General features: G+C 76.4%; 12 protein-coding genes. 7 read left to right on the top strand and 5 right to left on the bottom strand.

Annotation, left to right across the window (positions count from 1 at the left end; translation table 11 throughout):
* A partial coding sequence (locus ABEB16_RS17365; RefSeq protein WP_345713478.1) for a substrate-binding domain-containing protein occupies window positions 1-434 on the top strand: 434 nt, incomplete at its 5' end.
* Here the strand turns inward: ABEB16_RS17365 and ABEB16_RS17360 are convergent.
* From ABEB16_RS17360 to ABEB16_RS17340, 5 genes are all read right to left on the bottom strand, one after another.
* Window positions 382-1,473, bottom strand: a complete 1,092-nt coding sequence (locus ABEB16_RS17360) for an ATP-binding protein (protein WP_345713477.1) — start codon at window positions 1,471-1,473, stop codon at window positions 382-384. The genes ABEB16_RS17365 and ABEB16_RS17360 overlap by 53 nt on opposite strands.
* Window positions 1,474-1,544: 71 nt before the next feature.
* Window positions 1,545-1,712 carry a hypothetical protein gene (locus ABEB16_RS17355; RefSeq protein ID WP_345713476.1) on the bottom strand — a complete coding sequence of 56 codons (168 nt, stop codon included), beginning with the start codon at window positions 1,710-1,712 and terminating at the stop codon, window positions 1,545-1,547.
* 13 nt (window positions 1,713-1,725) lie between these two features.
* Window positions 1,726-2,712, bottom strand: coding sequence for an ABC transporter ATP-binding protein (locus ABEB16_RS17350; RefSeq protein ID WP_345713475.1), 987 nt, complete (start codon window positions 2,710-2,712; stop codon window positions 1,726-1,728).
* Window positions 2,709-3,524, bottom strand: a complete 816-nt coding sequence (locus tag ABEB16_RS17345) for an ABC transporter permease (protein ID WP_345713474.1) — start codon at window positions 3,522-3,524, stop codon at window positions 2,709-2,711. Before ABEB16_RS17345 ends, ABEB16_RS17350 begins: the two co-directional genes overlap by 4 nt.
* The gene (locus ABEB16_RS17340; RefSeq protein ID WP_345713473.1) at window positions 3,517-4,317 is read right to left on the bottom strand and encodes an ABC transporter permease; all 801 of its coding nucleotides are present in this window, start codon (window positions 4,315-4,317) and stop codon (window positions 3,517-3,519) included. The genes ABEB16_RS17345 and ABEB16_RS17340 overlap by 8 nt, the downstream gene beginning before the upstream one ends.
* Before the next feature lie 249 nt (window positions 4,318-4,566).
* Here ABEB16_RS17340 and ABEB16_RS17335 point away from each other — a divergent pair, with 249 nt between their 5' ends.
* The 6 genes from ABEB16_RS17335 to ABEB16_RS17310 form a co-directional block, all read left to right on the top strand.
* A complete protein-coding gene (locus tag ABEB16_RS17335; protein WP_345713472.1) occupies window positions 4,567-7,116 on the top strand; it encodes a molybdopterin oxidoreductase family protein in 2,550 nt (849 codons plus the stop codon).
* Between the two features lie 2 nt (window positions 7,117-7,118).
* Window positions 7,119-7,580 carry a hypothetical protein gene (locus ABEB16_RS17330; RefSeq protein ID WP_345713471.1) on the top strand — a complete coding sequence of 154 codons (462 nt, stop codon included), beginning with the start codon at window positions 7,119-7,121 and terminating at the stop codon, window positions 7,578-7,580.
* Window positions 7,577-8,887 (top strand): cytochrome P450, encoded by a 1,311-nt coding sequence (locus tag ABEB16_RS17325; RefSeq protein WP_345713470.1) that lies wholly within the window; start codon window positions 7,577-7,579, stop codon window positions 8,885-8,887. Before ABEB16_RS17330 ends, ABEB16_RS17325 begins: the two co-directional genes overlap by 4 nt.
* A gap of 130 nt (window positions 8,888-9,017) precedes the next feature.
* Window positions 9,018-9,230: a hypervirulence associated TUDOR domain-containing protein gene (locus ABEB16_RS17320; RefSeq protein ID WP_425560239.1), complete on the top strand. Its 213-nt coding sequence runs from the start codon at window positions 9,018-9,020 to the stop codon at window positions 9,228-9,230.
* An 11-nt stretch (window positions 9,231-9,241) separates the two neighbouring features.
* Complete coding sequence (locus tag ABEB16_RS17315) at window positions 9,242-9,589, top strand: DUF3140 domain-containing protein (RefSeq protein WP_345713469.1); 348 nt, start codon at window positions 9,242-9,244, stop codon at window positions 9,587-9,589.
* Window positions 9,590-9,951: 362 nt separating this feature from the next.
* The coding region (locus ABEB16_RS17310) for a glutamate-cysteine ligase family protein (protein WP_345713468.1) at window positions 9,952-10,800 on the top strand (849 nt) is incomplete at its 3' end.

The raw sequence follows: 10,800 nt of genomic DNA, 5'->3' as shown, positions 1-10,800 counted from the left end.
CCGTGCCCGAGGTGCTGGTGGCGCGCTCCTGCGACGCGACCGCCGGCCTGGACGCCGGCGCCCTGCTGGCGGCCGACCCGGACGTCACGGCCGTCCTCTGCGGCAACGACGAGGTGGCGATGGGCGTGATCTCCGGCCTGGAGGACGCCGGGGTGCGGGTGCCGGCGGACGTGTCCGTCGCCGGCTTCGACGACCACCCCCTGGCGCAGGTGTGGCGCCCGGGCCTGACGACGGCCCGGCAGGACTTCCCGGACCTCGGGCGGCGCGCCCTGGCGCTGCTGCTGACGCGGGCGGGCGGCGACCTGCGCGCGGTGGCGTCCTCGACGCGGCCCCCCGTCGTGCTGCGCGGCAGCACCGCCGCGCCGCCGGCGGCGCCGCGGGTCAGGTCCCGCCCGGCCACGGCCGCGGCGGACGCCCCTCGACCTGCCCGCTGAACTCCTCCAGCACCCACGCCCACAGGGCCACGACGTCGGGCGGGGGTTCCAGCGTGTCCAGCCCCGCCTCGACGCGCAGCCGGTCCAGGTCCGCCAGCAGGTCCCGCCACCGCGCGATCGCGGCCTCCTGGCCGGGGAAGCGCGGGTACTCCAGGTCGGTGTGCTCGTGCCCGGCCCGCAGCGCCCGCACCTTCTGCACCTCGACGTCGCTGAGCACCCCGCCGTAGGTCGCGCCCAGCATCTCGGCGACGTCGGAGGCCACCGCCGCCGCCCGGGGGTCGCTGATGCGGTGGCCCAGGCCCATCAGCCGCAGCTCCCGCAGCAGCGCCTCGCGGTGCTCGCGCATCCGCACCCCCGTGCGCAGCGGGTAGCCCAGCAGCCGCACCGGCGGGCCGTCCCCCGCCGGGGGTGCCTGCGCCGGGGGTGCCTGCGCCGGGGGTGCCTGCGCCGGGGATACCTGCGCCGGGGATACCTGCGCCGGGCCGTCGTCGGCGAGCTCGGCCACCACCGAGGCCCACTCCGCGGCCAGCCCCACCAGCAGCGCGTCCTCCCCACCGGGCGCGTCGGCGGGCGCGTCGCCGGCGGCCGCCGCCCGCTGCGGTTGCGCGCTCAGCTCGCACCACACCTCCTTGCCGCTGCCGTCCTCGTGCACGTCCACCCCGCGGGCGGTGCTGAGGGCCGTGATGAGCGGCAGGCCCCGGCCGGTGCCGGCGGTGAGGCTGCGGGGCACCCACTGCGGCGGGACGGCCGAGCCGTCCGCCACCGCCACCCGCACCACGGGCTCGGAGGGGTCGTCGTGCACGGCCACGCGCACCGTGACGGGGGTGCCGGCGTGCAGCAGCGCGTTCGTCACGAGCTCGCTGACGCACAGCTCGGCGTTACCGACGACGTCGCCGGGCAGCTCGCGGGGCGGGCCGGCGAGGACGTGGCGGACGTGCCGGCGCGCCCGGGAGGCGCTGCCGGGCTCTGCGGGCAGCGTGACCTCGGCGGCCTCCGCGTCCCCGGCGCGGGGACCGCCCTGCGCCGCGGAACCGCTCACCCTCCGCACTCTAGGAGCTGGACCTCCCCGGTGGCGGGTCGGAGCGGCCCGCCCCCAGGTACAGCCGGCGCTCAGCGCTCCCAGGGATCTCCCGGTTCGTCGTCCAGGTCCTGACGGGCGTCCTGGAGCCACTGCGCGGCGTCGACGTGCGGCAGGTGGCGCACGGTGTCGAGAATGCCCGGCAGCAGCACGGCGCGGAAGGGGTCGGCGTGCTCGGTGGCGCCGCTCGTCGTCTCCACCCGCCCATGATGCCTACGTCCCGCCCTGGCCCGCCCCGAGGTACAGCCGGCGCACGACGTCCTCGACGTCCGGCTCCTCCACCGCCAGGTCCCGCACCGGCGCCCGCGCGGTCACCGCCGCCAGCACCTGCGCCGCGCTCGCCCCCTCCGCCAGCGCCAGCCGCTGCCGGGCACCGCCCGCCTCCACCGCCAGGAGTTCCGTGCCCGGCACGCCGCGCAGCTCCGGCGCCGGTCCGTCCAGGTCCACCACCAGCACCCGGCGCGCCCCCACCCGCCGCACCAGCCCCGCCAGGTCGCCGCCGTAGGCCAGCCGGCCGCGGTCGACGACGAGCACCCGCTCGCACAGCCGCTGCACGTCGTGCATGTCGTGGGTGGTGAGCAGCAGGGTCGTGCCGTGCTCGGTGCGCTGCTCGCGCAGGAACACCCGCAGCCGCTCGCCGGAGAGCACGTCCAGGCCGATCGTCGGCTCGTCCAGCAGCAGCAGCTGCGGGGAGTGCAGCAGCGCCGCGGCGACCTCCCCGCGCATCCGCTGCCCCAGGGACAGCTGCCGCACCGGGGTGGTGAGGAAGTCCGCGAGGTCCAGCCGCTCCACGAGCTCGGCCGTCCGGGCGGTGACGGCCGCGGGCCCCAGGCGGTGGATCGCGCCGAGCAGCCGGAAGGAGTCCGCCAGCGGCAGGTCCCACCACAGCTGCGAGCGCTGCCCGAACACCACCCCGACCCGCCGCGCCAGGTCCCGCCGGCGCCGCACCGGTTCCAGCCCGCAGGTGCGGACGGTGCCCGCGGTGGGCACCAGGATGCCGGTGAGCAGTTTGATCGTCGTGGACTTGCCCGCCCCGTTGGCGCCGATCAGCCCCACCGACTCCCCGGCCCCGATGGTGAAGGAGAGGCCGTCGACGGCGGCGCGCACCGTGCGCTCGCGGCGGAACCGGCCCGTGCGCCGGTGCACCACGTACTCCCGGCGCAGGTCGCGCACCTCCACCACGGGCCCGCCCCCGCTCACGAGCCGGCCCCCGTGTAGCGGCGCAGCCCGGCCCGCCACACCAGCAGCGCCACCGCCCACGAGGCCGCCGCGAACAGCGGGCCGCACCAGCCCAGCCACGCCGGCGTCCACGCCGGTCCCGGCTCCCCGAGCACCGCCAGCACCGGCAGGTACGCCGTCGCCGCCGCCGGCACCACGTAGGTGAACAGCACCCGCAGGCCGCTGCCGTACGCCGACGCGGGGAACTGCGCGGCGAAACCCCCGCCGTACGTGAAGGAGTTCACGACCTCCCGGCCCTCCACGAGCCAGAACTGCAGCGCCCCCGCCAGCACGAACAGCGCCGCGAACACCGCCGCCCCCGTCAGCGGTGCGCTCGCCAGCAGCAGCGCCCGCCCGACGGTCCAGTCCACGCCCGCCCGCGGCAGCACGACCAGCAGCACCGCCAGCGCCAGGCCCGCACGGCCCACCCGCCGCAGCGACACGTCGCAGGTGAGCAGCTGTGCCAGCACCGGCGCGGGGCGCAGCAGGAACGCGTCCAGCTCCCCGGTGCGCAGGAACTGCGGCAGGTGGTCCACGTGCCCGGTGAGCAGGTCCGCCACGGCGAAGCCCAGGTTCGCGACCGCGAACACCAGCCCCGCCTGCCAGGCCGTCAGCCCGCCCAGGGCCTGCACGTGGGCGAAGACCACGTAGACGGTCGCCAGCTCCGCCAGGCCGAAACCCACGTCGCCCAGCACGCTGACGGCGAAGGACGAGCGGTACGCCAGCTGCGAGCGCACCCGCGACCCCACCAGCGCCAGGTACGGGTTCCGCCCGCGCGCGGCCCCCTCAGCCACCCTGCACCACCAGCCGGCGCGCGCCCGCCCGGAACCCGACGTGCCCGGCGAGCAGCGCCCCCGCCAGCCACAGCGCCTGCACCCCCAGCACCTCCAGCGCCGCGGTGCCCGCGGCGCGGCCCGTGAGGACGTCGACGGGCGCCTGCAGCATCGACGGGAACGGCGTCACCAGCGCCAGCTCCCGCAACCACCCCGGGAACCACCACACCGGAACCGCCAGGCCCGTCAGCACCAGCGAGACCACGGTGTAGAGCGCCAGCGGCCCCCGCACGTCCAGCCACCGGAACGCCAGCAGGTTCACCAGCCACTGGCAGGCGAACGACAGCGACACCGCCATCACCAGCGATACCGCCCCCAGCAGGTACGGCGCCGGGGCGGCGGGCAGCACCAGCCCGCTCACCAGCGCCCCCACCAGCAGCGGCGGGACCCCGCGCGGCAGGAACTGGTACGCCGCGCGACCGAGGTCACCGGCCCACGCCGCCAGCTGCGGGTCCACCGGCCGGGCCAGGTCCACCGCGACGTCACCGCTGCGCACCCGCTGCGCCATGTCGTCGCGCGCGAACAGGTTCACCGGCGCGATGAGCGCCTGGCTCAGCCACGCGAACGTCGTGGCCTCGGCCGCGTCGTAGCCGGCGACCGAACCCCCGGCCGCACCCACCGTCGCCGACACCACCGCGGCCTTCAGCAACCCGAACACCACGTTCGCGGTGGCGGACGTCCACGTCGCCAGCCGGTACGCCGACCAGCGCCGGAACCCCGCCACCGCGAGCGCGGGGTACGGACCGGCGGGCACGAGGTCGGATGGTAGTGGGCTGTTGCGACGATCCGTGCCCGTCTCGTCACCAGGTGGCGGAGGCGTGCCCCGGGGTCGGCAGCACCACCGGTCGTCCGGCGACGGGCATGCCCCGCCCGGTGCGGGGTAGGTGAGGAGCGGTCGCGGTGCACCCGTGGTCGGCAGCGGGCCGGCCACCTGTCCGAGGCCTCGGTGGGGTGGACCGGGACGAGCCGGCCGCCCCGGCAGGACCCGACCCCGGGAGGAATCGTGGTGGACCGCGTCGCGGACGTCTGGGGCGGCCGCACCCCGCACGCCAGGGACACCCCGTGGCCGGTGCGGGTGGACACCCACCTCGACACCGGCCTCGCGGAACCGGACGTGGACCGCTGGGTGCAGTCGGCGTGCGTGCTGTGCAGCAACGGCTGCGGCTGCGACATCGCCGTGAAGGACGGCCGCGTGGTCGGCGTGCGGGGCCGGGCCGCGGACGTGGTCAACCACGGCCGGCTCGGCCCGAAGGGCCTGTACGGCTCGTGGCAGTGGAACCGCACCGACCGCCTCACCCGCCCCCTCGTGCGCGACGGCGCCGGGCGGCTCGTCGAGACGGACTGGGACACCGCGATGGGCCGGGTGGTGCAGCGGTCGCGGGAGCTGCTCGCCACCGACGCGGGCGCGCTGAGCCACGGCTTCTACACCAGCGGGCAGCTCTTCCTGGAGGAGTACTACGCCCTGGCCGTGATCGGGAAGGCCGGCCTGGGCACGCCGCACATGGACGGCAACACCCGCCTGTGCACGGCCACGGCCGCGGCGGCGATGAAGGAGAGCTTCGGCTCCGACGGGCAGCCCGGTTCCTACTCCGACATCGAGGCCGCCGACGCGATCTTCCTGTACGGCCACAACATGGCCGAGACCCAGACCGTGCTGTGGGCGCGCGTCCTGGACCGCGTCGAGGGGGCGGACCCACCGCGGATCGTGGCCGTGGACCCGCGCCTGACGAAGGTCGCCGAGGCCGCCCGCGCCACCGGCGGCGTGCACCTGGCCCCGGTGCCCGGCACCAACCAGGCCCTGATGAACGGCCTGGTGCGCGAGGTGATCGCCCGCGGCTGGATCGACGAGGACTACGTGCGCGACCACACCCAGGGGTACGACGAGCTGGTGGCCACCGTCGAGCCGTACACCCCCGAGCGCGTCGCGGAGACCTGCCGGGTCCCCGCCGAGGACGTGCGGCGCGCTGCGCGCGTCTTCGGCACGTCGGAGCGGGTGCTGTCCACCGTCCTGCAGGGCTTCTACCAGTCGCACCAGGCCACCGCCGCCTCCTGCCAGGTGAACAACCTGCACCTGCTGCGCGGCCTGCTCGGCCGGCCCGGCTGCGGGGTCCTGCAGATGAACGGCCAGCCCACCGCGCAGAACACCCGCGAGTGCGGCGCCGACGGGGACCTGCCCGGCTTCCGCAACTGGGACAACCCCGACCACGTGCGGGAGCTCGCCGCGCTGTGGAACGTCGACCCGATCGTCATCCCGCACTGGTCGCCCCCGACCCACGCCATGCAGATCTGGCGCTACTGCGAGCAGGGCTCCGTCCGGTTCCTGTGGATCTCCGGCACGAACCCCGCGGTGTCGCTGCCGGAGCTGTCCCGCATCCGGCGCATCCTGGCGCAGGAGGGCCTGTTCGTCGTCGTGCAGGACGGGTTCCTCACCGAGACCGCCCGCTTCGCCGACGTCGTGCTGCCCGCCGCCATGTGGGGCGAGAAGCAGGGCACCTTCACCAACGTCAACCGAACGGTCCACCTGTCGGAGAAGGCCGTCGAGCCGCCCGGGGAGGCGCGCAGCGACCTCGACATCTTCCTCGACTACGCCCGCCGCATGGACTTCCGCGACCGCGACGGGAACCCGCTCGTCACCTGGGCGGGACCGGAGGAGGTGTTCGAGGCGTGGAAGGAGTGCACCCGCGGGCGGCTGTGCGACTACACCGGCCTCACGTACGCGACGCTGCGCGGCGGCAGCGGGATCCCCTGGCCCGTGAACGACGCGGCGCCCGGGGGCACCGACCGCCTCTACGCCGACGCGCACTTCCCCACGCACGCGGACGTGTGCGAGACCTACGGGCACGACCTGCTGACCGGTGGCGCGATCGGTGCGGAGGCGTACCGCGCCAAGCGCCCCGACGGGCGGGCGTTCCTCAAGGCCGCCGAGTTCTCCCCACCACCGGAGGCGCCGGACGAGGAGTTCCCCTTCGCCCTCACCACGGGGCGCACCGCCTACCACTTCCACACCCGCACCAAGACGGGCCGCTCGCGGCAGCTGCGCCGCGCCGCCCCCGACGCCTGGGTGGAGCTGTCCGCGGCCGACGCGCGGCGGCTGGGCGTGGCCGAGGGCGACGTGGTGCGCGTGGAGTCCCGGCGCGGAGCGGTCCTGGCCCCGGCCCGCGTCGGCCGCGGCCGCGACGGCGTGGTGTTCGTGCCGTTCCACTTCGGCTACTTCGACGCCCCCGGCACCGACGGGTCCTCCCCGGGCGGGCGTCCCCGCGCGGCCAACGAGCTGACGCCGACGGAGTGGGACCCCGTCTCCAAGCAGCCCCTGCTGAAGGTGGCCGCCGTGCGCGTCACCCGGGTCGCGGACGCCACCGCTCCCGCACCGGCCCCGACCACGACCGCCTCGGCGCCCGCCGACCCCGGCGCGGTGCCCGCGACCACCGGCGGTCCGGACGCGGAGGTGACCGAGGAGGTCGCCCCGGTGCCGCCGCCGACCCCACCGCCGACCCCGGCGCCGCAGCCGGGGCCCGCGGGCACCACCTCCACCGGAACGAGCAGCGGAGGCTGACGATGCACCTGTCCACCTACCTGGGGCTCCAGCACGCGGCGTCGAGGACCCTCGCGGAGTCCTTCCGGCAGGTCGCCGAGGGCCACCGGGCCGAACCGGACGTCCACCAGGACTGCCACACCCTCGCCGGCATGTGCGACGCGCACGTGCACCGGTTGGCGCCCGTCGCCGAGCGCTACGGGGAGGAGCGCGAGGAGGAGCCCGAGCGCCTGCACGCCGAAGGGCTGCCCGGTGTGCGCAGCGGCGGCATCGGCCTGCTGCGCGACCTGCACGACCTGTACGTGCTCGCCTCGTTCGTCGACATCACCTGGACCGTCCTCGAGCAGGCCGGGCAGGGGGTCCGGGACCGGGAGCTCGTCGACGTGGTCCGCTCCTGCGACCAGGACACCAAGCGGCAGCTGCTGTGGCTGAACACCCGCATCAAGCAGGCCGCACCGCAGGCGCTCATCGCGGCGGCGGCGTGAGCGCCCGCGGTGGTGGTCCCGGCCGGCGCGGGCGGGCCGGTGCCGCCCCGCGAGCCGCCGCGCGGCACGCGCTGCTCGACCGGAGCCTCGCCTTCGCCCTGGAGGGGTACGGGTTCACCTCCCGGCGGGTCCGCCGCTGGGGCGGCGACGCCGTCGAGACGCGCCTGCTGGGGCTGCGCACCCTGCTCGTGCTCGGCGAGGAGGCCGCCCGGGTGCTGTACGACGGGGCGAGGTTCACCCGCCGCGGCGCGATGCCCCGCCTCGTGCGCACGACGCTGCTGGGGACGGGCGGCGTGCAGGGTCTCGACGGTGCGGCGCACCACGCCCGCAAGGCGGTGCTGCTGTCCCTGCTGGGGCCCGACCGGGCGCCCGGCCTGGCGGAGGGGTTCGTGGCCCGCTGGCGCGCGGCCCTCCCGCGGTGGGAGCGCGCCGGGCGGGTGGTGCTGCTCGACGAGGCGGCGGAACTGCTGTGCCGGACGGTGTGCGCGTGGGCGGGGGTGCCGCTGCCCGAGGAGGACGTGGCACGGCGGACCCGGCAGCTGCGGCAGCTGTTCGAGGCACCCGGCGACCCGCGCCTGGGGTACCCGCGGGCACGGCTGGCCCGCCTGCGCGCACAGGCGTGGGTCGCAGGGCTCGTGGACGCGGTGCGCGAGGGGACCCTGCGGCCCGGGGAGGGCACGGCGCTGCACGTCCTCGCGACGCACCGGGAGGCGGACGGCGGGCTCCTGGACCGCCGGACCGCTGCGGTGGAGCTGCTGAACGTGCTGCGGCCCACCGTCGCGATCTCCCGCTACGTCGTCTTCGCCGCCCTGGCCCTGCACGAGCACCCGCGCTGGCGGGAGGAGCTGCGGCAGCGGGACGACGACGTCCTGCCGTTCGTCCACGAGGTCCGCCGGTACCACCCGTTCTTCCCGGTCGTGGCGGCACGGGTGCGCGAGCCCTTCACGTGGCGCGGCCTGCGCCTGCCGCGGGGCCGGCGGGTGGTGCTGGACGTCCACGGCACCGACCACGACCCGCGCTCCTGGGAGGACCCGGCCGCCTTCCGCCCCGAACGGTTCCGCGGGGGCGTGCCCAGCGCCTTCGCGTTCGTCCCGCAGGGCGGCGGGGACCACGCGACGGGCCACCGCTGCGCGGGGGAGTGGGTCACCGTGGAGGTGGTGGCGGCCGCGGTGCGCCTGCTGGCGCGCGAGGTGGAGTACGAGGTCCCGGAGCAGGACCTGACCGTGAGCACCCGGCGGATGCCGACCGGACCGCGGAGCGGGTTCGTCCTGGAGGGCGTGCGGGCGCCGGTGCAGGAGCGGCGCTGAGCGCGCCCACCGCTCAGCCCCTCCCGCGGACCGTGCGGGGAGGGGCCGTTCCCGGGGGGGACCGGACCGCATGGCCTCCGCCGCCGCGGGTACGGAACCGGTGACCCAGACGGCGGACCCGGGAGGAATCGTGGCCGAGGAGTTCAGCAAGGGCGACAAGGTCGAGTGGAAGAGCCACGGCAGCACCGCCGAGGGCACCGTGGAGAAGAAGATCACCGAGCGCACCGAGGCGGCGGGCCGCACGGTCGCGGCCTCGGAGGACGAACCGCAGTACCTGGTGAAGAGCGAGAAGTCCGGTGGCGAGGCCGTGCACAAGCCCGGCGCGCTGCACGAGAAGAAGTGAGCGGAGGCGCCGTGAGCACGAAGGCACCCGAGGGCCTGGACGAGGTCTGGGACGACTTCCGGTCCGCCGTGAACATGACGGCCGGGCAGCTGGAGAAGTGGCTGGACACCGACGAGTCGCAGTCCGTGGGGCAGAAGGGCTCCAGCGGTGACGAGTCCACCGGGCACGCCTCCGGCCGGCGCATCGTCGAGATCCTGCACGCGAAGAAGGGCGACCTCGACGACGACGACGTCAAGCACATGCACAAGGTCGTCGGCTACGTCCACCGCCACCTCGCCCAGCGTCCGGACGGGGACGTGGAGCACAGCCGGTGGCGGTACTCGCTGATGAACTGGGGCCACGACCCGCTGGCGGGGTGACGGCGAAGGGGTGACGGGCCCGCGGCGGGTGCTCGGCACCCGCCGCGGGCCACGGTTCAGGAGCGGCGCTTACCGCTCGCCAGCTTGGTGACGATCTTCTGGATGACCGCACCCTTGACGATCCCGGACACCAGTCCCACGGGTACTCCTTCCCGAGCGCTCGAGGTGTTCACCGCTGTTCACCTCCCCGTACCCCGGCGGTGCCCGGTCATGCACGCGCCGCCCGAGCACGTGCCCGGTCGGCGCCGTCGGGAGGGTTGCCGCCGCCACGGGTGCGTGGCAGCCTCGCCCCGAGGCTGGTCCGCCGGCCCCACGCCGACCCGCGGCTGCCCCGGCAGCCGGTCCGGACCTGGAAGGGGCCCATGCCGCCGATCCCCTCGTCGCCCCCGGTCCCCCTCGCGCCCTGGCCGGTGCCGGACGTGGAGGCGGTCCGGCAGCACATCGCCTCGCGGGGGTTGCGGGCCGGCCCGGTGGGCGCGGTGGGGCTGGAACTGGAGCGGCACGTCGTGGACACCGCCGAACCGGTGCGCCCGGTGGCGTGGGAACGCCTCACGGGCGCCCTGTCGGGGGTGCTCCCACCGTCGGGTTCCCGCGTCACGCTGGAACCCGGCGGGCAGGTGGAGCTGTCCACCCCGCCGCTGCCGGGCGTGGCCGCCGCCGTGGCGGCGCTGCGCGTGGACGCCGCGGTGGTCGACGCGGCCCTGGCCGACGCCGGGCTGGTGCTGCTGTCCGTGGGCGCCGACCCCGCCCGCCCCCCGGTGCGGCTCAACCCGGGCGGGCGGTACACCGCGATGGAGGGCTACTTCCGCGCCGCCGGCCACGGGGCGGACGGCGCGGCGATGATGTGCTCCACGGCCGCGCTGCAGCTCAACGTCGAGGCGGGCCCCGCCGGGCGCTGGGCCGGGCGGCTGGAGCACGTGCACCGCCTGCTGCCGGTCCTGGTCGCGCTCGCCGGGTGCAGCCCGCTGCTGTCCGGGCGCGGCACGGGGATGCGCTCGGCGCGCCAGGGCGTGTGGCAGCGGCTCGACCCCGGCCGGTGCGCGCCGTGGCTGCGCGCGGGGGACCCCGCCGCGGCCTGGGCGGAGTTCGCGCTGGCCGCCCCGGTGATGCTGGTGCGCACCGGCGGCACCGGGACCGGCCGGCCCGTCCTGGTGCCGGTCACGGAGCGCGTCCCCCTGCTGGACTGGGTGCGCGGACGCCGCCTCCTCGAC

The sequence above is a fragment of the Kineococcus glutinatus genome, assembly GCF_039542765.1.
GTDB classification, from domain to species: domain Bacteria; phylum Actinomycetota; class Actinomycetes; order Actinomycetales; family Kineococcaceae; genus Kineococcus_A; species Kineococcus_A glutinatus.
The sequence above is the reverse complement of the archived record's forward strand: the minus strand, read 5'-3'. Positions and strand labels throughout refer to the sequence as shown.

Bases quoted from the DNA above. Each gene is read 5' to 3' on its own strand.
- ABEB16_RS17330 (WP_345713471.1), top strand. From the start codon at position 7,119: ATGCACCTGTCCACCTACCTGGGGCTCCAGCACGCGGCGTCGAGGACC.